Annotated in this window: 22 protein-coding genes; 8 read left to right on the top strand and 14 right to left on the bottom strand. The window is 66.4% G+C overall.

Annotation, left to right across the window (positions count from 1 at the left end; all coding sequences use genetic code 11):
• Positions 1-95: 95 nt before the first annotated feature.
• The gene (gene rfaH / locus B0684_RS03135; RefSeq protein ID WP_018168896.1) at positions 96-647 is read right to left on the bottom strand and encodes a transcription/translation regulatory transformer protein RfaH; all 552 of its coding nucleotides are present in this window, start codon (positions 645-647) and stop codon (positions 96-98) included.
• A 174-nt stretch (positions 648-821) separates the two neighbouring features.
• Here rfaH and B0684_RS13995 point away from each other — a divergent pair, with 174 nt between their 5' ends.
• Entirely contained in the window at positions 822-956 is a 135-nt protein-coding gene (locus tag B0684_RS13995; RefSeq protein ID WP_018168895.1) for a hypothetical protein, read from the top strand.
• Between the two features lie 94 nt (positions 957-1,050).
• Here B0684_RS13995 and B0684_RS03130 read toward each other — a convergent pair whose 3' ends face one another.
• The 3 genes from B0684_RS03130 to B0684_RS03120 all read right to left on the bottom strand — a co-directional run bounded on the left by B0684_RS03130 (position 1,051) and on the right by B0684_RS03120 (position 5,696).
• Complete coding sequence (locus B0684_RS03130; RefSeq protein ID WP_018168894.1) at positions 1,051-1,989, bottom strand: dimethyl sulfoxide reductase anchor subunit family protein; 939 nt, start codon at positions 1,987-1,989, stop codon at positions 1,051-1,053.
• A 26-nt stretch (positions 1,990-2,015) separates the two neighbouring features.
• Positions 2,016-2,711 carry a 4Fe-4S dicluster domain-containing protein gene (locus B0684_RS03125; RefSeq protein WP_038032074.1) on the bottom strand — a complete coding sequence of 232 codons (696 nt, stop codon included), beginning with the start codon at positions 2,709-2,711 and terminating at the stop codon, positions 2,016-2,018.
• Positions 2,712-2,786: 75 nt separating this feature from the next.
• Positions 2,787-5,696: a molybdopterin oxidoreductase family protein gene (locus B0684_RS03120; RefSeq protein WP_018168893.1), complete on the bottom strand. Its 2,910-nt coding sequence runs from the start codon at positions 5,694-5,696 to the stop codon at positions 2,787-2,789.
• Between the two features lie 235 nt (positions 5,697-5,931).
• On the opposite strand from B0684_RS03120, the gene moaA reads away from it, so the two are divergent.
• Positions 5,932-6,942, top strand: a complete 1,011-nt coding sequence (gene moaA, locus B0684_RS03115; protein WP_018168892.1) for a GTP 3',8-cyclase MoaA — start codon at positions 5,932-5,934, stop codon at positions 6,940-6,942.
• Between the two features lie 96 nt (positions 6,943-7,038).
• Here the strand turns inward: moaA and B0684_RS03110 are convergent, their stop codons facing one another.
• On the bottom strand, positions 7,039-7,527 hold the full coding sequence (locus B0684_RS03110; protein WP_018145067.1) for a universal stress protein: 489 nt from the start codon (positions 7,525-7,527) through the stop codon (positions 7,039-7,041).
• Between the two features lie 310 nt (positions 7,528-7,837).
• On the opposite strand from B0684_RS03110, the gene B0684_RS03105 reads away from it, so the two are divergent.
• Both B0684_RS03105 and B0684_RS03100 read left to right on the top strand, forming a co-directional pair.
• Positions 7,838-9,343 (top strand): SulP family inorganic anion transporter, encoded by a 1,506-nt coding sequence (locus B0684_RS03105; protein ID WP_018175974.1) that lies wholly within the window; start codon positions 7,838-7,840, stop codon positions 9,341-9,343.
• A 266-nt stretch (positions 9,344-9,609) separates the two neighbouring features.
• Positions 9,610-10,338: a rhomboid family intramembrane serine protease gene (locus B0684_RS03100; protein WP_018175973.1), complete on the top strand. Its 729-nt coding sequence runs from the start codon at positions 9,610-9,612 to the stop codon at positions 10,336-10,338.
• 115 nt (positions 10,339-10,453) lie between these two features.
• Here the strand turns inward: B0684_RS03100 and B0684_RS03095 are convergent, their stop codons facing one another.
• Positions 10,454-12,574, bottom strand: a complete 2,121-nt coding sequence (locus B0684_RS03095; protein WP_018175972.1) for a TonB-dependent receptor family protein — start codon at positions 12,572-12,574, stop codon at positions 10,454-10,456.
• A gap of 243 nt (positions 12,575-12,817) precedes the next feature.
• On the opposite strand from B0684_RS03095, the gene B0684_RS03090 reads away from it, so the two are divergent.
• A complete protein-coding gene (locus B0684_RS03090; RefSeq protein ID WP_018168888.1) occupies positions 12,818-13,843 on the top strand; it encodes a porin in 1,026 nt (341 codons plus the stop codon).
• A gap of 121 nt (positions 13,844-13,964) precedes the next feature.
• Here B0684_RS03090 and B0684_RS03085 read toward each other — a convergent pair whose 3' ends face one another.
• Together B0684_RS03085 and B0684_RS03080 are read right to left on the bottom strand one after the other, a co-directional pair.
• Positions 13,965-14,837: a dienelactone hydrolase family protein gene (locus B0684_RS03085; RefSeq protein WP_018649611.1), complete on the bottom strand. Its 873-nt coding sequence runs from the start codon at positions 14,835-14,837 to the stop codon at positions 13,965-13,967.
• A 113-nt stretch (positions 14,838-14,950) separates the two neighbouring features.
• Positions 14,951-15,415 carry a tRNA (cytidine(34)-2'-O)-methyltransferase gene (locus B0684_RS03080; protein ID WP_018649610.1) on the bottom strand — a complete coding sequence of 155 codons (465 nt, stop codon included), beginning with the start codon at positions 15,413-15,415 and terminating at the stop codon, positions 14,951-14,953.
• Here B0684_RS03080 and B0684_RS03075 point away from each other — a divergent pair.
• The gene (locus B0684_RS03075; RefSeq protein WP_018168885.1) at positions 15,414-16,406 is read left to right on the top strand and encodes a dihydroorotate dehydrogenase; all 993 of its coding nucleotides are present in this window, start codon (positions 15,414-15,416) and stop codon (positions 16,404-16,406) included. The two genes, B0684_RS03080 and B0684_RS03075, sit on opposite strands and share 2 nt — an antisense overlap.
• A gap of 277 nt (positions 16,407-16,683) precedes the next feature.
• On the opposite strand, the gene ntrC is transcribed toward B0684_RS03075, so the two are convergent.
• The 6 genes from ntrC to B0684_RS03045 all read right to left on the bottom strand — a co-directional run bounded on the left by ntrC (position 16,684) and on the right by B0684_RS03045 (position 22,130).
• Positions 16,684-18,120 carry a nitrogen regulation protein NR(I) gene (gene ntrC / locus B0684_RS03070; RefSeq protein WP_018145059.1) on the bottom strand — a complete coding sequence of 479 codons (1,437 nt, stop codon included), beginning with the start codon at positions 18,118-18,120 and terminating at the stop codon, positions 16,684-16,686.
• Entirely contained in the window at positions 18,120-19,217 is a 1,098-nt protein-coding gene (gene glnL, locus B0684_RS03065) for a nitrogen regulation protein NR(II) (protein ID WP_026312996.1), read from the bottom strand. Before glnL ends, ntrC begins: the two co-directional genes overlap by 1 nt.
• Positions 19,218-19,405: 188 nt before the next feature.
• Positions 19,406-20,053: a DUF4124 domain-containing protein gene (locus tag B0684_RS03060; RefSeq protein WP_018168883.1), complete on the bottom strand. Its 648-nt coding sequence runs from the start codon at positions 20,051-20,053 to the stop codon at positions 19,406-19,408.
• Between the two features lie 102 nt (positions 20,054-20,155).
• A complete protein-coding gene (locus tag B0684_RS03055) occupies positions 20,156-21,010 on the bottom strand; it encodes a hypothetical protein (RefSeq protein WP_018168882.1) in 855 nt (284 codons plus the stop codon).
• Positions 21,010-21,405 (bottom strand): DUF2782 domain-containing protein, encoded by a 396-nt coding sequence (locus B0684_RS03050; RefSeq protein WP_018168881.1) that lies wholly within the window; start codon positions 21,403-21,405, stop codon positions 21,010-21,012. Before B0684_RS03050 ends, B0684_RS03055 begins: the two co-directional genes overlap by 1 nt.
• Positions 21,405-22,130, bottom strand: coding sequence for an LOG family protein (locus B0684_RS03045; protein ID WP_018168880.1), 726 nt, complete (start codon positions 22,128-22,130; stop codon positions 21,405-21,407). Before B0684_RS03045 ends, B0684_RS03050 begins: the two co-directional genes overlap by 1 nt.
• Positions 22,131-22,274: 144 nt before the next feature.
• Here B0684_RS03045 and polA point away from each other — a divergent pair, with 144 nt between their 5' ends.
• The gene (gene polA, locus B0684_RS03040) at positions 22,275-24,977 is read left to right on the top strand and encodes a DNA polymerase I (protein ID WP_018649609.1); all 2,703 of its coding nucleotides are present in this window, start codon (positions 22,275-22,277) and stop codon (positions 24,975-24,977) included.
• On the top strand, positions 24,978-25,496 hold the full coding sequence (locus B0684_RS03035) for a hypothetical protein (RefSeq protein WP_018168878.1): 519 nt from the start codon (positions 24,978-24,980) through the stop codon (positions 25,494-25,496). It begins immediately after the preceding gene.
• The last annotated feature ends 7 nt before the right edge of the window (positions 25,497-25,503 follow it).

Below are 25,503 nucleotides of genomic sequence, written 5' to 3'. Positions count from 1 at the left end.
CGAGGCCCGCTGAACGGGACAACCGATCCGCCCCACCATGACAATCCCCAGTCTCTGCACATCGCAGACGACCGCCTTGCCCTCGCACTGCCCGATCAGACAACAGGCCCTACGGCCGCAGCCGGCAGCTCGACCTGCTGACACTGGCTCATGATCTGCATGAGAACGATCACGCGCTCTTCTCCGGTACGGGCGAGAAACAAGGCCTCGCGCCCCTGGAACGGCCCATCCGTGATGGTGACCGGCTGCTGCGGGGCAAAGTCACTGTCACGGGTAAGGTCGAGACAGCCGCTCTCGGGGTCCAAGCGCAGGCGGATCCCCTCGATAACCGGCTCGGGAACCGGCACCGGGCTGGAGCCAAAGCGCACCAACCCAAGCACGCCGCGCGTGGAGCGAATTGGGGCCCAGTTTTCTGCGACGTCGCAAAGCTGTGCGAAAAGGTAGCGCGGAAACAGGGACTCGGTGACGGCGGTGCGACGCCCCCTGCGGCGAATGGGCCGGCGGATCAGCGGCCGGAACGTGCGATAGCCCTGGCGGTCGAGATTCGCCTCGGCGCGGGCTTCTTCCCGGGGTTTGCATTGGATGGTGTACCAGTGTTTCAAGGGGACCTCTTCGCAGCAGTGCGCCGGCAATTGCGCACCAGCCATAGCATCAGCTCACTCTAATGATAGGCCGACTGGCAGCGAACGTGCGTAGTTGCATCACGAAACTGGATGCACAGGGTTGCCGGGGCGATCGGCTACTGCCTTGATCTGGATCAAATTCGGCAGCCCGGGGCAGCGCTAGCTTCAGAGGTGCAACAACACCTCAGGAGAACCCTCATGCTGACCGAAATCATGTTCCAGTCGCCCATCGGCATTCTGACCATCATCACCCTGCTGGGGATCGTGGCCTTCTTTGGCTACGTGGGCTATTACATCATCCACGGCATGCGCCAGGACGAGCAGCGCGAGTAAGACATCCGCGCCCGACGGCCAGCGGCCACGACGGGCGCCCATGAAAACGCCCGCGCAAGGCGGGCGTTCGATGTGCCACTTCAGCCAGCGGGGCTCAGGTGTGCTGGTCCCCGTGGTACAAGCGCACGACGTGCCGGGCCTCGGCGAAGAACAGCCAGCGCTCCATGATCACACCCGCCAGGGCCGCGACCAGGCCGAGCCAGGCCACGATGGCCGGCACGCCGGACAGGATCGCGGCGAACACCAGGATCGGGGTACCGAACGCGAGCAGGAACACGCCCATCTTCAGGGTGTCGGTGGTGTTCTTGCCTGCATCGTAGCCAAACTCGTCGGTCAGGAAGGTACCGGCGGTATGCCCGGTATCCAGCAACCGCACGGTCGCGCGGTTGAAGGTGGTGGCGGTGTTGATGGTCGGGCCGGTCACGCGGGAGATCCAGAAGTAGTAGATCCCCTTGAGGACGCCAGCGATCAGCAGCAGCACGATGGCCACGCCCGCATGCATCGCGGTGGCGTTGCCGAACACACTGGCAATGGCGGCGAAGGCGACGGCACCGGTGGCCACACCCAGAAGGATGTAGTTGGCCGGGGTCAGCGCGGTGTTCCACTGGCGGATGGTCTTCAGGCAGCCGTAGATCATCCCGGTGGAGAACAGCGTGACCACCGCCAGCACGGCGGCGATGGCGCCAGCCACTGCGGCCAACGGACCGACTTCGTGGCCCTGCAGCAGCACGCCGAGGCCATAGATCGCGGCGAACGGGTAGAACAGCACGGCAAATACCGCCTCGCGCGAGAGCCAGGAGGTCTTGAAGCGCATGAAGGAACGCCAGGCGTTCTTCTTGTTCGCCAGGTGGCCGGTGGACAGCATGAGCCCGACGGTGATCATGCCCAGGGCCGCAACCCCGTGCGCGATCAGCTCGCCATGGCTCATGACCGGACCGATGCCCGCGAGATGGAAGGCCACCAGCAACAGGAACAGGCCGTAGCCCGCACCGGAGATGACAGTAAACAGAATGACGGAAAACGCCGGATGCATGGTTTTCTCTCCCCGATCGGGCGCGCTTAGCGCGCCACCATCTTGTTGACCCAGTCCTTCACCGAGGTGATCAGCGTGTTGGCACGCACGTCGTCGGTGGGGATGGAACGGGTGATCCGCGGCGGCAGATAGGTGTTGACCGGCTTGTAGCCAAGCTCGGGCATCTGCTTCACACCGCCACGTTCGCGGACCAGGCGGCTCACCTCGGAGGCGTCGTCATCAAAGTCGCCGAAGAAGCGCGCGTGCGCCGGGCAGGTGATGACGCAGGCGGGCTGACGCTCTTCCGGCGGCAGCTGCTCGTCGTAGATGCGGTCCACGCACAGCGTGCACTTCTTCATCACGCCGTCTTCGCGGTCCAGCTCGCGGGCGCCGTACGGGCAGGCCCAGGCGCAGTAGTTGCAGCCCATGCACTTGTCCTGGTCGACCAGCACGATGCCGTCTTCCGGGCGCTTGTAGGAGGCACCGGTGGGGCAGACGTTCACGCAGTCGGCATGCTCGCAGTGCATGCAGGACATCGGGATGTTGACGGTCTTGTTGTTGGGGTAGTCCCCGACCTCGTAGTGGCGGATGCGGTTGAACCACACGCCGCTCGGGTCCTCGCCGTAGGGGCGATAGTCGGTCAGCGGACCCGTGGTGCCGCTGGTGTTCCACTGCTTGCAGGCCACCGCGCAGGCATGGCAGCCCACGCAGGTGTCCATGTCGATTACGAGTCCAAGTCGCATGGTTGGTACTCCCTCAAATCGTTCGTGCGGGCAAGCCCCGCGATGGCCTTGAGGCCGTCGCGGAACCGGGCCGGATCAGTTTTTCTCGTCGTCCAGCGAACCGCGCGTGAGCACGTCGCGGATGTCGCGGTTCAGGTGCACGGGCTTGTGCGCGTGGTAGCGCAGCTGGTCCGGCGATTCGGACATGCCCGGCGTGGCCTTCACCTCGTCGAACTGCGGCCAGGCGCTCTGCTCGTCGGGACCGGCCGGGGTGATCTTGACCTTGAGGTCGTACCACGCGGCCTGCCCGGTGACCGGGTCGGAGTTGGTGATGTTGTCGATCGGGTCGCCCTTCTTCGGGAGCAGCTCGCTGATCAGGTGATTCATCAGGAAGCCCTTCTGCGACTCGTTCGCCTCCGGCTTCAGGCCCCAGGCGCCCTTCTGCTTGCCGATGGCGTTCCAGGTCCAGACGGTGCTGGGCTCGCAGCCCTCGATCAGCTTGACCTGCACGCGAATCTTGCCGTTGTGCGACTCCAGCCACACCCAGGACAGATCCTCGATGCCCATGGACTCCGCCTTCTGACGGTTCATGTACAGGTAGTTCTGGGCGCAGATCTGGCGCAGCCAGGCGTTCTGCGAATCCCAGGAGTGGTACATGAACATCGGACGCTGGTTGACCGCGTAGAACGGGTACTCGTCCTCGTCGATCCGGGTCTGCTCCAGCGGCTTGTGCCAGATGGGCAGCGGATCGAAGTACTGGGTCAGCCGGTCCTTGTGCTCCTGCTTGGTCGGTTGCGGGCCGTCGTACAGGCCCTGGCCGGCCAGCTTGAAGCGCTGCTGGGTCTCGGAGTAGATCTCGATCGTGATCGGATCGGTCTTGCCTACCCAGCCGGCGTGCTTGGCCAGCTCCAGGTAGTCCTTGTTGGCGTAGCGGTAGAACTGCTGATTCGGCGCCAGGTGGTACAGGAAGAACCCCTGGTTCTCGATGTACGCCTCCCACTGCTTCGGGTTCGGCTCGCCGCGCAAGTGGCTCTGGCCGTCCTTGCCGCGATAGCCGGACAGGAAGCCGATGCCCGGCTCCTTCTCGAAGTTGACGATGAAGTCCTTGTAATCCGAGAACTTGCGGCTGCCATCGTCCTTGGTGAACGCCGGGAACTTCAGGCGCCCGGCCAGCTCGACCATGACCTCCTGCCACGGCCGCACGTTGCGATCGGGCTCGAGGATCGGGTGGCGGATGGAGTCCGCCGCCGCGGCCGGCTCGGAGATCGGGCGGTCGAGCATGGAGATGGTGTCGTAGCGCTCCAGATAGGTGGTATCCGGCAGCACCAGGTCGGCGAAGCTGACCATCTCGGAATTGAACGCATCCGAGACCACCAGGAACGGGATCTTGTACTCGCCGTTCTCGTCCTTGGACCGCAGCATGTCCATCACTTCGGCGGTGTTCATCGTGGAGTTCCACGACATGTTCGCCATGAAGAAGATCAGGGTGTCGATCGGGTACGGGTCGGCGTTGACCGCGTTGGTCACCACCATGTGCATCATGCCGTGGTTGGACACCGGCGCATCCCAGGAGAAGGCCTTGTCGATGCGCAGCGGGTTGCCGTCGTCATCGATGACCAGATCCTCCGGCGCGGTCGGGAAACCGAGCGGCGGGCTCTTCAGCGGGGTGTTCGGGGCGCATTCCTTGGCCGGCTTGATGCCCGGCGGGATGTGCTTCGGATACGGCGGCTTGGCCAGGTGACCGCCGGGGCAGTCCACCGAGCCGAGCATGATCTGCAACAGGTGAATCGCGCGGCAGGTCTGGAATCCATTGGAGTGCGCGGAGATGCCGCGCATCGCGTGCATGGACACCGGACGCCCGAACACCTTGTCGTGCTTGCGGCCCCAGGAGTCGGTCCACTCGATGTCGAGCTCGATGGTCTCCTTGAACGCGACGTGGGCCATCTCCAGCGCCAGGCGCTCGGTCTGCTCGGCCGGGATGCCGGTCACCGCGGCGGTATTCTCCGGGGAATACTCGTCCGCCAGGTAACGTTCGGCCAGCAGGGTCATCACGGTCTTGACCGGGCGGCCGTCCGGGGCGGTGTACTCGCCGAACAGGGCCGGCTTGATGTCGACCTGGCTGCCGTCGACGAAGGCCTCCTTCTCCAGTTCCCAGACCTGCGGGTTGCCGGCCTCGTCACGCAGGATCAGGCCGTCGCCCTTCTGGCCCGGGGTCTGTACGACCAGCTGGGTGGCGTTGGTGTAGCGCACCAGGAAGTCCCAGTCGAACTGGTCGTTCTTCAGCAGCACGTGCAGCATCGACAGCGCGAACAGGCCGTCGGTGCCGGGCTTGATGCCCACCCACTCGTCGGCGATCGCCTGGTAGCCGGTGCGCACCGGGTTGATCGCGACGAACTTGCCGCCGCTGCGCTTGAGCTTTTCCAGCCCGATCTTGATCGGGTTGGAGGCATGGTCTTCCGCCACACCCCAGAGCATGTGGTACTTGGTGCGATCCCAGTCGGGGTCGCCGAATTCCCAGAAGGCGAAGCCAGTGGTGTACAGGCCGCCGGCGGCCATGTTCACCGAGCAGAAGCCACCGTGGGCCGCCCAGTTGTAGGTACCGAACTGGGTTGCCCACAGGCCGGTCAGGGCCTGCATCTGGTCACGGCCGGTGAAGAACGCCAGCTTGCGCGGGTCGGTCTCGCGGATCTTCTGCAGGCGCGCGGACAGGGTGTCCAGCGCCTCGTCCCAGGAGATCGGCTCAAACTCGCCAGCACCGCGCTCGGTGCCCGGCTTGCGGCGCATCGGCTGGTGCAGGCGCGCCGGGGACTGCTGCTTCATGATCCCCGCGTTGCCCTTGGCGCAGAGCACACCCTTGTTGATCGGGTGGTGCCGATTCCCCTGGATGTAGCGGACCTTGTTGTCCTGGACGGTAACCTTGATACCGCAACGACAGGCGCACATGTAGCAGGTGGTGTACTTGATCTCCTGCTCGCCGTGCTTTTCGAATTCGGGCAACGCGCTCATGGGGGCGACCTCGTGATCTCGGTTCAGTTATGCATCGCGCATTGTGGACGGAGCGGACACATTCTGCCAACGAGTCTTTTCTATTTGCGGATAAACCAGAATTATCGGGTGAAGATTTTTTTTATTGTGACCCGAATCCACAGATGATTTGCACGTTCATGTGGCAAAGACCGCAAAATGATCTACGATGTGTACCACGGAACATATCGCCCCACTCGACGTCACAGGCCCGCCAATGGAACACGCCGACACCCCCACGGAAGGAAACGCCCTGATCGACGCCTTCGGTCGCCGCATCGAATACGTGCGCCTCTCGGTCACCGATCGCTGCGATCTGCGCTGTTTCTACTGCATGCCCAAGGGCTTTCGCGACTTCGAGGAGCCGGAACACTGGCTCAGCTTCGAGGAGATCGAGCGCGTGATGGGCGCCTTCGGTCGCCTCGGCACCCGCCGTGTGCGCCTGACCGGCGGCGAGCCCCTGGTGCGCAAGAACCTCCCGGATCTGGCCGCGCGCCTGAATGCCCTGCCCGGCATCGACGATATCTCGCTGTCCACCAACGCCACGCGCATGGCGCGCCATGCGCAGGAGCTGAAGGATGCTGGCGTCGACCGGATCAACGTCAGCCTCGATTCGCTCAAGCCCGAGGTCTTCAAGGAGATCACCGGCGGCAAGCTGGAGAAGGTGCTGGACGGGCTGATGGCCTCCAAGGCCGCGGGCCTCGCCCCAATCAAGATCAACATGGTCGTGATGGGCGGGATCAACGAGCCGGAGGTCGAGGACATGGTCGACTTCTGCATCGAGCACGGCTTCACCCTGCGCTTCATCGAGACCATGCCGATGGGCGACACGGGCCGCCAGGCGAAAGAGGGCCATTACGTGAACCTGCAGGATGTGCGTGCCCGCCTGGAGCCGCGCTACAACCTGGTGCCCGGCGTGATGCCCGGGGGCGGCCCGGCGCGCTACATGCAGATCCCGGATACCGATGTGCGCATCGGCTTCATCACCCCGATCTCGCAGCACTTCTGCGATACCTGCAACCGCGTGCGCCTGTCGGTGGACGGCACCATCTACACCTGCCTCGGCAACGACCACAGCCTGAACCTGCGCCCCTACCTGCGCGAGGGCTGTACCGATTCGGAACTGGAGGACCTGGTGGTTCAGGCCATCAACCTGAAGCCGGAACGCCACGAATTCTCCGAGCGCCCGGAGAAAGTCCTGCGCTTCATGTCCATGACCGGGGGCTGAGGCCCGGCCAGCCGGCACCGCGATGAGCATGCCGCAGGAACGAGAAAGGCCCGCTGAAAGCGGGCCTTCTGCATGCCGGGAGGGCTGCGAGCCGCTTCAGTCGACGGCGCCTTCCGGCGGCAGCTTTTCCTTCATCGAGTCGGACAGCGGCACGTCGTGCACCACCAGGACCGGCAGGCGCGCATTGCGCACCAGCCACTCGGTGGCAGAGCCGGAGAGCATGTTGGAGATCTGGCTGCGCCCACGGGTCCCCATCACGATCATGTCCGCACCCCACTCTTCGGCGTGGCGGGAAATTTCCTCGGGGGCGCTGCCCACGGCGATGGCGACGTCGTCGTCTGCCTCGGCCCACTCCTGCATCTGGGCACGCACCTTCTCCTCCGCAGCATTGCGCATGTCCTTCGCGTTCAGCGGCGACGAGCCCGCACCACTGAACGCACCGGCAGAGCTGGGACCGGCCACGTCCGACGGCTTCATCACATAGAGCAACCGCTTCTTCGCCCCCGGGCAGTGCTGGCGGGCAATCGCCAGGGCCGAGGCCGAAGCGGGCGAAAAGTCGATGGCGATGATGACGCGCTGCAGCATGGGGATCCCCTTTGTGATCGCATGAAACCGACCCGGCGTACGCGCCCGGGGTCATGAAAACTTCAGAACCGACTACATAGAGTGGTACAATTTCGCGCCTTTCCTGAGCGGTTCTCAGTCTGTACTGGCACCGAACCGCTTGCAACCGCGCCATCCACTGGTGGCAACCGGGCCCGGCTACTTCCCGGGGAAGCGCCGATCCAACCCTTCGCGTGGATCCGCGCCTCCCAAAGTCTCTGGTACCTGTTCGTTCACCCGTTGATCCCGACCCTGGTCGGCTTCGGCGCGCACCGGTATTGGGGAACGCAACGTGCAGCAGACCATACAAGACTTCCTGTCCCGCCAGCGCAAGGTCTGGTTCTTCAATGTCCGCGGCGACCTGATCGCCGGGATCGTGGTCGCACTGGCCCTGATCCCCGAGGCGATCGCCTTCTCCATCATCGCCGGCGTGGACCCGAGCGTGGGCCTGTACGCCTCGTTCACCATGGCGGTGGTGATCGCCTTCGCCGGCGGGCGGCCCGGAATGATCTCGGCGGCAACCGGGGCGATGGCCCTGCTCACGGTCACGCTGGTGGCCGAGCACGGGCTGCAGTACCTGCTGGCGGCCACCATCCTGACCGGGCTCATCCAGCTCCTGTTCTCGTGGGCCAAGCTCGCGCGCTACATGATGTTCATCCCGCGCACCGTGCTGGTCGGCTTCGTCAACGCGCTGGCGATCCTGATCTTTCTCTCCCAGGTGCCCTACCTGGTCGATGGCGACACCACCATGTGGGCGCTGGTCGCGGCCGGTCTGATCATCCTCTACGGCCTGCCGATGATCCCCGGCTACCCGAAGCTCCTGCCGCCACCGCTGGTCGCGATCATCGCGCTAACCGCCGTCGTCTACTACATGGGCATGCCCACGCTGGAAGTCGGCGACATGGGCGACCTGCCCTCCGGCCTGCCGGTGTTCCTGTTCCCGGACATCCCGTGGAACCTGGAGACCCTGCAGATCATCTTCCCGACCGCGTTCGCGCTGGCGATCGTTGGTCTGCTGGAGTCGCTGCTGACGGCCTCGATCCTCGATGACCTGACCGACACCCCCTCCGGCAAGAACCGTGAGGCCCAGGGCCAGGGCATCGCCAACATCGTCACCGGCTTCTTCGGCGGCATGGCCGGCTGCGCGATGATTGGCCAGTCGGTCATCAACATCAAGTCCGGCGGTCTCGGTCGGCTGTCGACCCTGTCGGCCGGCCTGTTCCTGCTGTTCTTCATCCTGGTGCTGGGCGATCTGGTCTCGATCATCCCGATGGCCGCACTGGTCGCGGTGATGATCATGGTCTCCATCGCCACCTTCGACTGGGGCTCGCTGACCACGCTGCACAAGTTGCCGCGCACCGATGCCGTGGTGCTGATCGTGACCGTCGCGGTCACCGTGATCACCCACGACCTGTCGATGGGCGTGTTCGCCGGCGTGCTGCTCTCCGCGATCTTCTTCGCACGCAAGATGGTCAAGGCGGTGGAAGTGAAGAGTGACCTGTCGGAGGACGGCAAGACCCGTATCTACACCGTTCGCGGCCAGCTCTTCTTCGTCGCCGTGGACAAGTTCATCGACAGCTTCGACTACCGCGAAGGCATCCATAACGTCGAGATCGACCTGACCCGCGCCTCGCTGTGGGACAGCTCGGCCGTGGCCGCGATCGACAAGGTGGTCGGCAAGTTCCGCCGTAACGGCATGGAGGTCGAAGTGAAGGCCCCGCGCGGCGAAAGCGGCGAACTCCACGACAAGCTTGCCCTGCACGACAAGGGCGCCGACCTGGGGCCGGGCGGGCACTAATCCCGCCGTTCGCCTTCGGCACCGTCATTGCGAGGAGCCGAAGGCGACGCGGCACAAAAAGCAGCGGAGCTGGGTTGAACGGCCGCACGCCGGCCCGAAGGGCGTGCGGAGCGAGTAACCGCCATCCGGAACCACCGGCTCCCGACTCGGTGCCAGCTTTGGGAGGTTGCCACGGCCCCTGCGGGGCCTCGCAATGACGGTGCCAGGGGCGGCGCCCGGGAGCCAGAGAGATTGGACCTCGTGCCCGAGCGTGGCAGGCTAGGCGCATGATGAATCTGCGCCGGCCGGCACCCCCGACCGATCCCAGGGCCGAACGCGAGCGCATTCGGCGCGCCCTGATGTGGCCCATGCTCGGGGCCGGCATCCTGATCGCGATCCATGCGCTGCAGGAGCTGACCGGCGGCGACTGGTCACGCCTGGGCATCCTCCCGCGCGACGCGGTCGGGGTGCTGGGCATCATCACCTCGCCGCTGATCCACGGCTCCTGGGGCCACCTGCTGGCCAATGTCCCGACCCTCTGGGTGCTAGGCATGCTGACCCTCTACGGCTTTCCCCAGGCCACGCGCACGGCGGTGCCGCTGATCTGGCTGATGGGTGGACTGGGCGTGTGGCTGTTTGCCCGCGAGGGGCTGCACATCGGGGCGTCCGGCCTTACCCACGGTCTGATGTTCTTCGCGGTCGTGATCGGGATTCGCCGCCGCGATGCGCTGTCCATCGCGCTCGCCATCATCATCCTGTTTCTTTACGGCAGCATGCTGTGGGGCGTGTTCCCCAGCGGGCCCAAGGTGTCGTTCGAGGCACACCTGTTCGGCGCGGTGGTGGGCGCGGCCTGCGGCGGGTTGCTGTACCGGCGTGACCCGTTACCCCCGGCGCGCCGATCCTCCTGGGAGGACGACGACGAGACCGACCCGGAGACCCTGCGCAAGATCGAGCAGGGGCGCCTGGACGAGATCGAGCCCGGGAAGTCGTCGGACGAGCCGTGGCGTCGTGATTAGTCGGACCCGTGTGTGGATGCGGTTCGCTGCGCTCAGCGCATCCTGCGATGATGCTTCCGGCCCCGCAGATCACAGGGTGCCGTGAGCGCAGCGAACCACACCGACCCCACCCCTCTCACTGTCCGAAATACATCCGCACCCCCGCCATCAAGGTCAGACCCGGCGCTGGCTCGTAGTAGCGGCCGCCCGCCGCATTGATCCGGATGTTGTCGACATTGTCAGCATCCAGCAGGTTGTTGGCGGCGACGAAGGCCTCGGCACGGGTATCGCCCTGCTGCCAGAACCGGCCGGCGCGCAGGTTCAGCGTCGTCTGCGGCCCCACCTTCTCCGTGTTCGCGTTGTCCACATAACGCGACCCCACATGCAGCGCGTCCACGGTCACGAACCAGGGGCCGTCGCGCCAGTCGGCCTCGACGAACAACTGCTCGCGCGGCAGCCCCGGCATCCGGTTGCCGTCATGGCGAACACCCTCGGCATCCTCGAACTCGCGAAAACGGAAACGATTGAGGCTTGCAGCGGCGCTCAGGGTCCACTGTGGGTTCAACCGCCAGTCTGCGCTTAGCTCAACGCCATCGCGGGCCGTGCGCCCGGCGTTGGTATAGAACGTCCGGTCGCCCTGACCTTCAAGCTGGTACGGCGACAGCTCGTCGCGCACCCGGGTAGCGTAGACCGAGGCCTCCCAGGAGAGCTGCGGATTCTCGCGCCGGATACCGACCTCGATACTGCGCGCCCGTTGTGGGTCCACCTCGGGGTTGAAGCCGCCTCCGCCCTCCGGATTGGCAAACTCGGTGAAGGTCGGGGTCTCGAAGTTGGTCGCCACATTCACGTAGGCGCGATACTCGGGCCGGAAGTGCCAGATCAGCCCGGCCATGCCGCTGGTCTCGTCAAAGGTCCGTCGGCCCGATCGGTCCGTGACGTCATCACCGTCGTCAAACCGCTCGACGAAGTGATCGTCGATGGACATGCGAATACGGTCGTGACGGGCGCCGGCCACCAGGTTCCAGTCCGACCCGAGTGCGGTATCGGTCTGCACGAACACCCCGCGCGAGCGGGCACGCTCCCGCTGGTCGAGCGCCAGGTCGCTCATGGGATCAACCGGGTCCGCGGAACACTCGCCGCCGTCGCGATCGAAAAGCCGGCCAGCAGAACAGCGCCGTGTGCGGTCATCGCGCTGTTCTTCCAGGTCGATGCCGGTGAGCACACGGGTCGCCCCAACGTCGCGCTCGTACTGGGCATTGACTCCAAAGAAATCGCGCTCGTAGGCGACGCGGGAATCACCGGGGAACGGCAACTGCTGCGCATAGTCGCGCTGGGTCCAGAATCCGCCCAGGCGCAGCTCGCCCCCGGCCAGCGGCTGCTCCCATTGCAGGCCGGTGGTCAGCTGTTCGGCGGACTGGGTACTGTCCAGCGCCGTGGCCAGCGGGGCCGCGGCACGCCGGTCCTCGCGCATCTCCTCGCGGGTCAGGCCGCCGGGATCGTCGGTGCGTGGCGCATCCAGGTAGCGCAGGTGAACGTTGAGCGTGCCGGCATCCAGTTCCGAGGCGGTATGCAGGCGCAGATAGCGCTTCTCGGCGGTGGACTGTTCGCGGTAGCCGTCGATGGCGAAATCATGTGCGGTCAGGGAATAGCGGTGGGTGCCGTGGTCCTGCTCCGCCACCGCCTCGGCGCGACGATAGCCGTAGCTGCCCAGCAGCACCCCGCCGCCGAAGCCGCGCGGATCCCGCCCATCGCGGGTGCGCGCAGCGATCACACCGCCGGAGGCATTGCCGTACAACGCCGCGCTGGGCCCGCGCAGCACCTCGATGTCGCGCAGGTTCAGCAGATCGATGGCATCCACCTGCGACTGGCCGTCCGGCGTGGTCTCGGGGACCCCGTCCTGGAGGATGCGCAGTCCACGCACCCCGAACGGGGCGCGCGAACCGAAACCGCGGATCGAGATTCGCGCATCCTGGGCAAAGTTGTAGCGGTTCTGGCCGAACAGCCCCGGCACACGGTTGAGCGCCTCGTCCAGCTGCAGACCCTGCCGCCCCTCGGTGGCCTGGCGGTCGTCGACCCGGCTGACCGCCGCCGGCAGATCCGCCAACGGGGTCGCCAGGCGCGGCGCCGTCACCGTGATCTCGACCGGATCGAGCACCGGCGGCGCCTCATCCTCCGCGCCGCTTGCCGGGGATACAACCAGAAGGGGCCACAGCATCCAGCCACTCAGGCGGGGGATCGTCGACTCCGATGCTTCCAATGCCGCACCTCCTCTCGCTCGCCCCGAGACCTCCAGTAGACCGGAAACCGGCTCCTCATCGGAAGGACCCATCGCCTTGCGGCGGGTTCCGTTCGAAGCCGTGTCATTTCCGCAACGGTGTGGCCTTTTAACGGGATCTTCATGAGCGCTTAACCAGGGCGTCACCCGGCCTCCCCATGCTTGCGCCCTGTCGAGAGGCACTCGCGTCTCGCCAACGTTCAAACGCAAATAGGGGAGAAATCCATGAACCGCAAGCACCTGCTGACCAGCCTGATCGCCGCCGGCCTGGTCGTCCCGGCCCTGGCCACCGCCGACTGGACGCTGTACGGGCGGGCCCACCTGTCCGCCGACATCCTGGATGACGGCGCCGAATACAACGAATTCAACGTCTCGAGCAATTCCAGCCGCCTGGGCTTCAAGGGCGAGCGCGAATTCCGCGAACAGCTGGTCGGCATGTTCCAGATCGAGCAGCAGATCGATTTCGACACCAACGGCACAAACTTCGCGACCCGCGACACCTTTGTGGGCCTGAAGGGTTCCGAGTGGGGCATGCTGCGCATCGGCAAGTTCGACACCCCGTTCAAGCGCGCCCGTGGCCCGGCCAACTTCTTCGGCGATCAGGTCGGCGATATGCGCAACCTGACTCGCTCACGCGCCCAGACCGGACGTTTCGACGAGCGCTTCAACAACAGCATCCACTACCAGACCCCCAGCTTCGGCGGCCTGACCTGGAACATCCAGTACGCCAACGAGACCGGCGATGCCTCCACCGTGGACGGTGCGACCAACAAGGCCTACTCCACCTCGCTGAATCTCAACATGGGCGACCTGACCGGTGCCCTGGCCTACGAAAAACAGGAAGACGGCGCGATGGATCCGGATGCCTGGCGCCTGGCCGTTGGCTACCGCATCACGCCGGCCTTCCGCATGGGTGCCTTCTACCAGAACTCGGAAACTACCAATGGCGACGAAGCAGATGTGTACGGCCTGGGCGGGCAGTTCCGCCTGACATCGAACATGTACCTGAACGGCCACGCCTTCCAGCTGGATTCCGATCTGGACGATGCCGACGCCACCATGTATGCGCTTGGCCTCGAATACCGTGTCGACAGTGACCTGCGTTTCTACGGCAACGTCGCAATGGTCGACAACGACGCGAACTCCGCCTTGAGCCCCTGGAGTGCGGCCCGCAGTGCCAACCCCGACGATGCCAACCCCCTCGCCCAGACGGCCACGGCACTGTCGATCGGCATGCGCTACGACTTCTAAGGCCGTAGCACGGACACCCCGACGGCCAGGACCGCCGGGGCGTCTACCATCCCAGGCCCTGCCGGATTACGCCCCGGCGGGGCCTTTTTCGTTGGTGCCCAGCTCGCGGACGGCAGCGAGGTCAGTCGCGCAGGTGCTGATTGACGAAGCGGGTGACGCGGATCATGGCGTCGCGCGATGCGAGGTCGTCGGCGAAGGTGCGGTTGTTGCCGTTGCGGAAGTCGAAGCCGCGGCCCACGCCGGGGTATTCGATCCAGTGCACTTCGCCCCCGCGGCTTGCGAGACCATCGGCGGCCATGCGCGCGGTGCGGTGGCGCTGGTACTGCTCCTCGTCCCCGATCAGGATCATCATCGGGATCTCGAGCTCGTTGACCTCGTTGGCGTAGCGATATACCTGGTGCGGCTCGCCCAGGTTCGGGTCCTGCAGGTGCGGGTAGTAGCCAGCCCAGCAGGCGACATCCTCGACCTGGCGCTCGAAGGTGACGGCGACCTTGAGCGCCTTGTAGCCGCCACGGGTGATGGAGAGCAGGCAGGCGCGATTGCCAATGATGTCCTCGCGCTCCAGCAGCACGTCCAGGCCCTGGTTCAGGTCACCTTCCAGCTCGTAGTCATGGTCCAGCGGATGACTCTCCATAAAGCGGCCGGTGTACAGGTCCGGCGCCAGCACGACGAAGCCGCGCGCGGCCAGGCGCTTCACGTGCAGTTCGGCCAGATCGTCCAGGCCGCGCCGGCCATGGGTCCAGAGGATTGCGGGATAGTCCTCACCGTCCGCCGGACGGGCGACCATCGCCGGAATGCCGATGCCATCGCGCTCGTATTCGATGCGTTCGATCGCCACCTTGTGGTTTTCGAGATCGGCGTACATGACCCCGTCCTCCCACCAGTCGTCGTCCCACCACCAGTTGTCGGAACCGGTGGGTTCATCGGCCGCCAGCGGGGCCGAGATCAGGGCCGTGGCGGCCAGCAGACAGAAAGAACGCAGCACTGGAAACATCGGAAACCTCTCGTGGTGGACGTACGGGCGCGATCGCCCTCGAAAGACGGACGGCGCGGGTGCTTTCTTCCGAGGGTAGTGCAATCCCGCACGCCGTACCTGCTGACTCGGCGTCATGCGCCGTCGGGAAACCCCAGCTGGCGCCAGGCCTCGTAGACCACCACCGCCACGGCATTGGAAAGGTTGAGGCTGCGGCTGCCCTCGCGCATCGGGAGGCGCAGGCGATGCTCCGACGGCAGGGTATCCAGGACGGACTCCGGCAGGCCTCGCGTCTCGGGACCGAACAACAAGGCATCGCCATCGCGGAAGGTCGGGGCGTCGTAGCGAACCTGCCCGCGCGTGGTCATGGGGAAGACCCGGCCAGGCTGCACCGATTCCCGCCAATGGTCGAGGCTGTCATACTCTTGCACCCGGGCCAGCTCGTGATAGTCGAGCCCGGCGCGGCGCGCCCGCGCACTGTCCAGCTCGAAGCCTAGCGGATGGATCAGGTGCAGCGCCGCCCCGGTATTGGCCGCCAGACGAATGATATTGCCCGTGTTCGGCGGGATCTCCGGTTCATAGAGGACGATGTGAAGCATGAGTGATTCGCGCACCGATCCGCGGCTGGCCCTGGAATTCTGCGGCCTGCATTTGAACACGCCGCTGGTGCTGCTGTCCGGCTGTGTCGGCTTCGGCGAGGAGTACACCCGCGTGGCCGGCTTTTCCAACCGCGATGCGGGCGCGATCTGCCTGAAGGGCACGACCGGCCAGGCGCGGCTGGGCAACGCCCCGCACCGCGTCTACGAGACCCCGGACGGCATGCTGAACGCAATCGGCCTGCAGAACCCCGGGGTCGATCACGTGGTGGACCACACCCTGCCACAGCTCGATTTCGACGAGACGCGCTTCTTCGCCAACGTCTCGGGCTCCACCCTCGAGGAGTACATCGAGGTCACCCGACGCTTCGACGACTCGCCGATCGACGCCATCGAGATCAACATCTCCTGCCCCAACGTGAAGGAAGGCGGCGTCGCCTTCGGCAATGACCCGGACATGTCCGCCCGGGTGGTCGAGGCCTGCCGCAAGGTCACCTCCAAGCCGCTGATCACCAAGCTCTCGCCCAACCAGACCGACATCGCCGAGAATGCCCGGCGCTGCATCGAGGCCGGCACCGACGCCTTTGCGGTCATCAACACCCTGATGGGGATGGCAGTGGACGTGGAAAACCGCCGCGCGGTCATCGGCAACAACCAGGGCGGCCTGTCCGGCCCGGCGATCAAGCCGATCGCGCTGCTGAAGGTGCAGCAGGTCTATCAGGTGGCCGCGCCGCACAACGTGCCGATCATCGGCCAGGGCGGCGTGATGAATGCCACCGACGCGCTGGAATTCCTGATCGCCGGCGCCAGCACCGTGGGCGTGGGCACGGGCCTGTTCTACGACGCACTGTGCCTGCCGAAGATCCTGCACGGCATCAGCGACTACATGGACCGCCACGGCTACACCCACGTGCGCGACCTGACCGGCACCCTGCAACTGAACGGTGCCGTTTCCGCCTGCGCCCCGCCCGCTCCGCAGGACCCCACGACCTGAAGGGCCTGTTCACCGCGAAGGCGCGAAGAAGGGCAAGGGCGATTTAACCACAGAGTGCACATAGGACACGGAGAACGGCGCCAATTTTTCAGAGGGGTAGGAGCGTTGAGCCATGCGAAACGCATCGGGGCCAACCCACCCCGTGTGGCCGATGCGATTCGCTACGCTCATCGGCATCCTACCCGTAACAAAACGATCCCTGGTTTTCTCCGTGTCCTCCGTGATCTCTGGGGTTAAATCGCCCTTGCCCTTCTTCGTGCCTTCGCGGTGAAAAGACCTACTCGTCGTCGAGGCCGAGCTCCTGGATCTTGCGAGTGAGGGTGTTGCGGCCCCATCCAAGCAGGGCGGCCGCCTGCTGGCGGTGACCACCGGTCGCGTTCAGGGCCTCGCGGATCACCGTGCGTTCCATCTGCGGCAGGACCGAGCCCAGCAGGTCGTGATCGCCGCGCTGCCAGTGCTGACGGGCGACCTGGGCGAGTTCGGCGGTCCAGTCCCGCGGACCGGCAGCGACACGGACCGGGGCACTCCCGGGCTCGGCACGGCTCTCGGTCGGCTGGTGCAACTCGGCCGGCAGGTCATCCAGGTGCACCTCCCGGCCCGATGCCATGACGGTGAGCCAACGGCAGGTGTTTTCCAGCTGGCGGACGTTCCCCGGCCACGGCAAACGCTGCAGCTCCGCGACCACCTCGGGGCGCATGGTCTTGGCCTCCACCCCCAGTTCCTGAGCGACCTCGGCCATGAAGTGCTGTACCAGCAACGGGATATCCTCCGGCCGCTCGCGCAGGGATGGCACGTGGATGCGGATCACGTTCAGGCGGTGGAACAGATCCTCGCGGAACAAGCCCGCGCGGACGCGTTCTTCCAGGTCCTGGTGGGTCGCGGCGATGATGCGCACGTCCACCCGGATCGGGGTATGCCCGCCCACACGGTAGAACGTGCCATCGGACAGCACCCGCAACAGGCGCGTCTGCAGGTCGAACGGCATATCGCCGATCTCGTCGAGGAACAGGGTGCCGCCGTCGGCCTGCTCGAAGCGGCCCTTGCGACTCTGGTTGGCCCCGGTGAACGCGCCGCGTTCGTGACCGAACAGTTCGCTTTCCAGCAGATCCTTGGGGATGGCCGCGGTGTTCAGCGCGATCAACGGCTGGTCGGCGCGCGGGCTGTGCTGGTGCAGGGCCCGCGCGACCAGCTCCTTGCCGGTACCGGACTCGCCATTGATCAGCACGGTGATATTGCTGCGCGAGAGCCGCCCGATGGCACGGAACATCTCCTGCATGGCCGGGGCCTCGCCGATGATCGGGGTCTCCTCGATCTCGGGACCGGCGGGACCGTTCTCCTGCCCGGCACGGCGCGCCTCCAGCGCGCGCTGCACCAGGGCCACGGCCTCGTCCACGTCGAACGGCTTGGGCAGGTACTCGAAGGCCCCGGTCTGGTAGGCGCCCACCGCGCTCTCCAGATCGGAGAAGGCGGTCATGATGATGACCGGCGGCGGATCCGGGCGGGTCTGCATGCGGGCGAGGAAATCCAGCCCGTTTAGGCCCGGCATGCGGATGTCGGCGACGATGGTGTCCGGGACCGGATCCCGCTCGAGCGCCGCCCAGGCAGCGTCCGCGGTCTCGAAGCCGCGCACGGCGATCGCGTGACGCTGGAGGGCGCGTTCCAGCACCCAGCGGATCGAGTCGTCGTCGTCAATGATCCAGACGATGGGTTCCATCAGTGCGTCTCCTCCCGGCCCTGGGGGGAATCAATAGGAAGCAGGATGTCGAATGAGGTCGCCCCCGGGCGCGAATGGCATTCGATCAAGCCGTCATGCAGCTGGATCAGGCTCTGGGCAATCGGCAGCCCCAGCCCGGTGCCCTCGGCGCGCCCGGTGACCATCGGGAAAAAGATGCGTTCGCGGATCTCCTCCGGGATGCCGGGGCCGTTGTCGCGCACACTCAGTTTGGCCACCAGCCGGTGGCGCTTTCCGGAGATCGTGTACTGGCGCAGGATCCGCGAGCTCAGGGTGATCTGCCCCCCGTCTTCCAGTGCATGCACCGCGTTCTGCACCAGGTTGAGGATGGCCTGCACCAGCATGTCGCGATCCGCCTGCACGTCGGGAATACTGGGGTCGTAGTCGCCGCGGATCTTCAGCCCCAGCGGCAGTTGCACGCTGACCAGGCCCCGCACGTGCTCCAGGACCTCGTGCAGATTGACGGCCTCGCGCCGCGGCATGTTGTTCGGCCCCAGCATGCGGTCGACCAGGCTGCGCAGGCGGTCCGCCTCGCGGATGATGATCTGGGTGTATTCCTTGAGGCCCGAGTCGTCCAGCTCGCTGGCGAGCAACTGCGCCGCGCCGCGCAGCCCGCCCAGCGGGTTCTTGATCTCGTGGGCCAGCCCGCGCGTCACTGCACGGGTGATCGCCTGCTGCTTCTGCAACTGTTCCTCGCGGCTGATGCGCTCGTGGCGGTCGATGGCGTTCAGTTCGAACAGCAACTGGCCTGGCCGCTCGCCGGCCGGGTGCAGTGGCGTGATGATCACGTCGGCCAGGAAGCTGTCGGCTCGCAGGGGCTCCATCTGACGGGCACGCAGCGTGATCGGCTGATCCAGGGTCAGCGCCGAACGCAAGCGGTTGGCCAGATTCCGGTCCAGCTTGAGCCATTGCCCCAGTCCGTAACCGACGATGCGTTCGCGGCTCAGCCCGAGCAGGACCTCAGCCGCACTGTTCAGGCTCAGCAGGCGCAGGTCCGCATCGGTCACCAGCACCGCCGTGGAGAGGTCGTCCCACCAGGGCGGGGTGGTCATACCGGGATTGGCAAGGGGCGTAGTCATCGAAAGGCCTCAAGCAGGAATCGCGCCAAGCGAAAATCGCCGGGCGGGACGCTGAAGCCGAGGGCTGCGTCACACCAGAAGCCTGGCCGCCGACACCCTTGAAACCGAAACGCCCCAGAGTGGTGCAATAATAGCACCAATCTGGGGCGTCAACCGCACCACTTCGGTGCGCTATGCGAGTGCCGGCGTCAATTCGGGCCAGGCGTCACCGGCTGCGGCGCCCGGGGAGCCTGCGGTGCCTGCGGTGCACCGCCCGACGGAAACTGCTGGGGCCGTTGCTGCTGTTGCTGGCTGCGCGGGATGGCCATGCGCAGCACGTTGAACTCGATGGTATCGCTGGCGCCCAGTTCCTGACCCGACTCGTCCACGACCCGCGCCTGCAGGGTATAGGCACCGCGGTTCAGGCCCTGGAAGGTCGCGCTCGTCGAAGCCCCCTCGCCGGCGGCCTCCCCGTCCAGCAGCCAGACCACGCGGTGGCCGGCGTCGGCATCAAGCGCCGGTTCAAGCTCGAGCTCGGCGGTCACGTTGCCGTCGTTCGCCCGCACGCCCTCGCCATCCTCCGGCCGCGCGATGGCGACCCGCTGGTAGGCACCCTCCACCTCCGGCTGGCCGCGGGGGCGCACCGGACGTTCGAGGATCTCGCGCGCGCCCTCCAGCGGCACGCCCCGCATCGGCTCACGCACATCGACCGACTCGCTACGGCTCCCCTCGGGGGGCCGGTCGCCGAAGTGGACATTGCCCTGATCGTCGGTCCAGCGATAGACGTCGGCACTCAGGAGCGCAGGGGCGAGAAGGGCGGCCAGGGGCAGCGCCAGCCAGACAGCGATTCGGAACATGGGCTTTCCTCCTTGGAAGGCACGGATCCACGACCCCGCCTCGTTGTGTTTGCGAACGACTGGCCCAGGCGCCCCACACGTCCGTGCGGGCCGGCTGGGCCATCAAGCCGCGGCGCGAACCCAGATACCCTGCAAGCGAGCCGCTTCTGCCTGAAGGGCTGCCAGCCGTTCGCGCTCGGTGCGCCCATCGGCCCCGGCCTCCAGTGCGGCGAGCCAGTCGTCCAGCGCAGCCAGGCGCAGCAGGGTCGGCGCCGCCCCTCGCTCGATGGCGGTCAACGGTCGCCGTCCGTTATATCCGGACAGCAACGCCCGGTAGCCCTCGGCATCCGGCCGCCCCGCGTCATCCACGGCGACCGCCAGGGCGAGCCGTGCGACCTGCCAGAAGGCCGGCACCGGCGCGGGCGGGAGGACCAGATCGGCCAGGCCGGCGCCCTCCGGATAGATGCGGACCGTCTGCCAGACACTTCCCGCCAGCGGCAGGTCCTCGAAACGGTAAAGCCCCTGATGGTGCAGCTCGGCATCCAGGATCGCCCGCGATTCGGCATCCAGCGAAGACGTGATTGTGTCCGCACGCTCGCGCATCCTCTGCTGCAGCACGCCGCGTCGGTAGCCGTCTCCAGCAGGCAGGGCACCGGCCGTGTGGCGGCCCTGCCAGTCGGCCGCGCGCTCGCCCAGGGCCTCCAGGCTGCCAGGCCCTTCGGCCGCGACCGTGCCCTGAATGGCCTGGCCACGCTCGAGCACCAGCACCACCTGCCCGGCCGCATCATCCGCACCCCGGCCGATCACGCGGCCACAGCCAGCAGGGACCTCGGCGAGGGCCTGCTCCAGGGCCGGCGCCGCGGCGGCCGGCAGGCGCAGGCACTGCACCGGCCGGCCGTCGAGTTCCGGCCCCTCGGGACCGGCCGTCAGTGCCAGGCCGGCAAGCTCGCCGCAGCCCTGAATTTCGGATTCATTCATTACCATCGGAAAATCACCCAGGACGGGGGTACAAAGTCGGGATCCAGCTCATTGCGGCGACCATCCAGCGTGCCATCGCCGGTGGTATCGATGAGGTAGTAGGTCGGGCCGACCGCAGGCGTAACCTCGACCATCACCAGCTGGCCGCCCATGCGGTATTCGCGCCGCGTCTCGCCATCGCGCTCGATAATGATGATGTCGGCCTCTTCCAGGGAGCGCTGCTCGCGGGCGCGCTCGTCCAGCACCGGGGGCGGCGGATCGGCAGCCTCGTCCAGTTCCGGCGGCGGCGGGGCATCCCCCCACTCGCGGTCTTCCTGCGCCAGCGCCGAACCGGGCACCAGCAGCAGGGCCGCCAGCAGCGACAGGGGCAGGCTCAGGCGGGTCGGGGTCATCATCACAGCTCCATCAGTCGTTTCTTTTCTTCCGCGGACGGCTCGAAGCTGCGCGTCTCGTAGTGCTCGAAGATCGCGCTCACCACATCCTCCGGCGAATCTACCAACGAGTATAGCTGCAGGTCCTCCTGGTCGATGGTGCCCTGTTCCACCAGGGTGTCCTGGAACCAGTCGAGCAGCCCCTTCCAGAACTCGCTGCCCACGAGGACCACGGGAATACGCCGAGTCTTGCCGGTCTGCACCAGCGTCAGGATCTCCGCCAGCTCGTCCAGCGTGCCAAAGCCGCCCGGCAGGACCACGTAGGCGGATGCATACTTCACGAACATCACCTTGCGCGAAAAGAAGTGGCGAAAGCCCAGTCCCACGTCTTGGTAATCATTCGCACTCTGCTCGTGGGGTAGCTGGATGTTCAGGCCGATGCTGGGCGAGCGCCCGCCGAAGGCCCCCTTGTTGGCCGCCTCCATGATGCCCGGACCGCCGCCGCTGACCACCGCAAAGCCGGCATCCGACAGCTGGCGCGCGGTCGTCTCGCCCAGCTGGTAATAGCGATGCTCCGGGGGGAAGCGGGCAGAACCAAAGATGCTGACCGAGGGCTTGATGTGCGCCAGGCGCTCGAAGCCCTCCACGAACTCCGCCATGATCTGGAAGATCTTCCAGCTTTCGCGGGTCAGGGCAGAGTCATCAATCGGACGCAGGCCCGGGTGTTCGGCACGTTCACGGTTGTTCATGCGGCGGGTTCCTCGGATGGAGACTCAAGCGTAACGGGCGCCCCGCGTCCATACAAACGTATCCATACAAATGGCCCGCACGAATGGGCGCCTCACGGCCAGCCCTGTAGAATGGCGCGCGTTCCCTGTCCGGATTCCGCCTGCATGTCGCAACCGCCCCTCGTCCTGGTCGACGGCTCGTCCTACCTGTTCCGCGCGTTCCACGCCCTGCCGCCACTGACCGCGCCGGATGGCGCCCCGACCGGCGCGATGATCGGTGTGGCCAACATGCTGCGCAAGCTGCGCGCGGACTACGGGCCGGAGCACATGGCGGTGGTGTTCGACGCCAAGGGCAAGACCTTCCGCGATGACATCTACCCCGAATACAAGGCCACCCGCCCCCCGATGCCGGATGAGCTGGCGGCCCAGATCGAGCCTCTGCACGAGCTGGTCCGGGCGATGGGCCTGCCGCTGCTGTGCGTCGGGGGTGTCGAGGCCGACGACGTGATCGCGACCCTGGCCGACCAGGCGGCGCGCGCCGGCCACGCGGTGGTGATCTCCACCGGCGACAAGGACCTCGCCCAACTGGTGGATGACCGCATCACGCTGGTGAACACCATGAGCGGCGTCACCCTGGACCCGGACGGCGTGCAGGAGAAGTTCGGCGTCGCCCCGGAGCAGATCGTCGACTATCTCGCGCTCATGGGCGACAGCGTCGACAACATCCCGGGCGTCGACAAGGTCGGCCCGAAGACGGCGGCCAAGTGGATCGCGAAGTACGGTGACCTCGATACCATCCTCGAGCAGGCCGACGACATCGGCGGCAAGATTGGCGAGAACCTACGCGCGGCCGCCGACCGGCTGCCGACCTCGCGCGAGCTGATTACGGTCAAGCGCGATGTCGAGCTGGACATCGGCCCCGATGACCTCGCCATCCAGGAACCGGACCATGAACGCCTGCTGGAGATGGTGCGCCGCTACGGCTTCACCCGCTGGCGTGCGGAACTGGAGGGCGGCAACGGCGAGGCCGCAGGCGACAACCCCGGGCCAGCGAAGGCACAGGGGACCTACCAGACCGTTCGCGAAGAGGCCGATTTCGCTGGGCTACTGGAGCGTCTGGACAAGGCCGAGCGCGTGGCCTTCGACACCGAGACCACCAGCCTGGATGCGATGCGGGCCGAACTGGTAGGCATGTCGTTCGCGTTCGATCCGGGTACCGCGTACTACCTGCCGCTCGCCCATACCGGGCCGGATGCGGACCCGCAGCTACCGTTCGACGCGACGCTGGAGCGCCTGAAGCCGTGGCTGGAGTCCACGGACCACGGCAAGCTCGGACATCACCTGAAGTACGACCGCAACGTACTGGGGAATCACGGCATCACCCTGCGGGGCATCGTCGATGACACGCTGCTGGAGTCCTTCTGCCTGGACGCCGGCGCCAACCGCCACGACCTGGACTCCCTGGCCGAGCGCCACCTGGACTACAAGACCACGCACTACGAGGACGTGGCGGGCAAGGGCGCGAAGCAGATTCCGTTCGCCGAGGTGGATATCGGGATCGCGACCGACTACGCGGGCGAGGACGCCGACATCTGCCTGCAACTGGACGCGGTGTTCCAGCCGCGCCTGAAGGAAGCGGAAGGGCCGGCGTTCGTCTATCGCGAGATCGAGATGCCGCTGGTCCCGGTACTGGCGGATATCGAGCGTGCAGGCGTGAAGGTCGACCCGGACCAGCTCGGCGCGCAGAGCCAGGCGCTGCTGACCGAGATGGAGCGTATCGAGCGCGAGGCCTTCGAGGAGGCCGGTGGCGAGTTCAACCTCGGCTCGCCCAAGCAGATCCAGGAGATCCTGTTCGAACGCCTGGGGCTGCCGGTGCTGCGGCGCACGCCCAAGGGCCAGCCCTCGACCGCCGAGGACGTGCTGGAACAGATGGCGGGTGACTACGCCCTGCCACGCCTGATCCTGGAACACCGCGGGCTGTCCAAGCTGCGCAGCACCTACACCGAGACCCTGCCCCGGCGCATCCACCCCAAGACCGGGCGGGTGCATACGTCCTATCACCAGTCGGGCGCGGCCACCGGACGCCTGTCGTCGTCGGAACCGAACCTGCAGAACATCCCGGTGCGCACCGAGGCCGGGCGGCGCATCCGCCAGGCCTTCATCGCCGAACCGGGCCACCAGCTGCTGGCGGCCGACTACTCGCAGATCGAGCTGCGCATCATGGCCCACCTGTCGCAGGACGCGGGCCTGCTGCGCGCCTTCGCCGAGGGGCAGGACATCCACCGCGCGACCGCCGCCGAGGTCTTTGGCACAGAGCCGGACCAGGTCTCGAACGACCAGCGCCGGGCGGCCAAGGCGATCAACTTCGGCTTGATCTACGGCATGTCCGCCTGGGGGCTGGCGCGCAACCTCGGCATCGAGCAGGGCGAGGCGCGCGAATACATCGACCGCTACTTCAATCGCTATCCCGGCGTGCACGACTATATGGAGAAGGCCCGCGCCAGCGGGCGCGAGAACGGCTATGTCGAGACGCTCTTCGGCCGCCGCCTGTACCTGCCGGAGATCAACAGCCGCAACGGTGCCCGGCGCCAGCAGTCCGAGCGCGTCGCAATCAACGCCCCGATGCAGGGCACGGCCGCCGACATCATCAAGCGCGCGATGGTACGGGTCGCGAACGACCTGGCCGAGTCAGCAATCGAGGCCTGCATGATCATGCAGGTACACGATGAACTCGTATTCGAAGTCGCCAACGACGCACTGGATGCATTGACCGACCTCGTGCGCCAGGCCATGAGCGGCGCCGCCGATCTCGACGTGGAGCTGGTGGTGGATGTCGGCGTCGGCGCCAACTGGGACGATGCGCACTAAATGACGGACGCGCCCGCCATGCGCTTCGATCGGGTCGCCCCCTGGCTGGTCGCGATCCTGTTGCTGGCTACGGCATGGGTGCTGGCTGATCGCTATCTGGACACCGGCGGTTCGGGCGACGTCACGATTCTCCAGCCAGGCGAGTGCGATCTGAACGTCGCCCCCTGCACCGCCACCCATCCGGCAGGCGGCACGCTCACCCTCGAGATCGCGCCGCGCCCGGTGCCGATGCTGCAACCCCTGGCCCTGACCCTGGATCTGGATGCGACCGCGCGGACCCACTTGGGCGACCCGGAGGCCCTGGAACTGGACCTGGCCGGGGTGGAGATGTACATGGGCTTCCAGCGCCCGCGACTGGAACATACCGGTGACGGGCGCTACACCGGCGAGACCACCCTGCCCATCTGCACCACCGAGGCCATGACCTGGGCCGCCACCGTAATGCCCGCGGGCGACCCCGATGCGGCCCGGGTCCAGTTCCGCTTCGTCACCCGCCGCAGCCACAGCGACACACCCTGAGGGAGAT

The sequence above is a fragment of the Thioalkalivibrio versutus genome (genome assembly GCF_001999325.1).
Taxonomy (GTDB): Bacteria; Pseudomonadota; Gammaproteobacteria; order Ectothiorhodospirales; family Ectothiorhodospiraceae; genus Thioalkalivibrio; species Thioalkalivibrio versutus.
Note: the sequence above shows the minus strand (reverse complement) of the source record. Positions and strands in the feature narration are given on the sequence as shown.

Bases quoted from the DNA above. Each gene is read 5' to 3' on its own strand.
- B0684_RS03100 (WP_018175973.1), top strand. From the start codon at position 9,610: ATGATGAATCTGCGCCGGCCGGCACCCCCGACCGATCCCAGGGCCGAA.
- ntrC (WP_018145059.1), bottom strand. From the start codon at position 18,120: ATGGAACCCATCGTCTGGATCATTGACGACGACGACTCGATCCGCTGG.
- B0684_RS03090 (WP_018168888.1), top strand. From the start codon at position 12,818: ATGAACCGCAAGCACCTGCTGACCAGCCTGATCGCCGCCGGCCTGGTC.
- B0684_RS03050 (WP_018168881.1), bottom strand. From the start codon at position 21,405: ATGATGACCCCGACCCGCCTGAGCCTGCCCCTGTCGCTGCTGGCGGCC.
- B0684_RS03130 (WP_018168894.1), bottom strand. From the start codon at position 1,989: ATGCATCCGGCGTTTTCCGTCATTCTGTTTACTGTCATCTCCGGTGCG.
- B0684_RS03120 (WP_018168893.1), bottom strand. From the start codon at position 5,696: ATGAGCGCGTTGCCCGAATTCGAAAAGCACGGCGAGCAGGAGATCAAG.
- B0684_RS03080 (WP_018649610.1), bottom strand. From the start codon at position 15,415: ATGCTTCACATCGTCCTCTATGAACCGGAGATCCCGCCGAACACGGGC.
- B0684_RS13995 (WP_018168895.1), top strand. From the start codon at position 822: ATGCTGACCGAAATCATGTTCCAGTCGCCCATCGGCATTCTGACCATC.
- B0684_RS03045 (WP_018168880.1), bottom strand. From the start codon at position 22,130: ATGAACAACCGTGAACGTGCCGAACACCCGGGCCTGCGTCCGATTGAT.
- B0684_RS03110 (WP_018145067.1), bottom strand. From the start codon at position 7,527: ATGCTGCAGCGCGTCATCATCGCCATCGACTTTTCGCCCGCTTCGGCC.
- B0684_RS03055 (WP_018168882.1), bottom strand. From the start codon at position 21,010: ATGAATGAATCCGAAATTCAGGGCTGCGGCGAGCTTGCCGGCCTGGCA.
- B0684_RS03085 (WP_018649611.1), bottom strand. From the start codon at position 14,837: ATGTTTCCAGTGCTGCGTTCTTTCTGTCTGCTGGCCGCCACGGCCCTG.
- moaA (WP_018168892.1), top strand. From the start codon at position 5,932: ATGGAACACGCCGACACCCCCACGGAAGGAAACGCCCTGATCGACGCC.
- rfaH (WP_018168896.1), bottom strand. From the start codon at position 647: ATGGCTGGTGCGCAATTGCCGGCGCACTGCTGCGAAGAGGTCCCCTTG.
- B0684_RS03075 (WP_018168885.1), top strand. From the start codon at position 15,414: ATGAGTGATTCGCGCACCGATCCGCGGCTGGCCCTGGAATTCTGCGGC.
- polA (WP_018649609.1), top strand. From the start codon at position 22,275: ATGTCGCAACCGCCCCTCGTCCTGGTCGACGGCTCGTCCTACCTGTTC.
- glnL (WP_026312996.1), bottom strand. From the start codon at position 19,217: ATGACTACGCCCCTTGCCAATCCCGGTATGACCACCCCGCCCTGGTGG.
- B0684_RS03035 (WP_018168878.1), top strand. From the start codon at position 24,978: ATGACGGACGCGCCCGCCATGCGCTTCGATCGGGTCGCCCCCTGGCTG.
- B0684_RS03060 (WP_018168883.1), bottom strand. From the start codon at position 20,053: ATGTTCCGAATCGCTGTCTGGCTGGCGCTGCCCCTGGCCGCCCTTCTC.
- B0684_RS03125 (WP_038032074.1), bottom strand. From the start codon at position 2,711: ATGCGACTTGGACTCGTAATCGACATGGACACCTGCGTGGGCTGCCAT.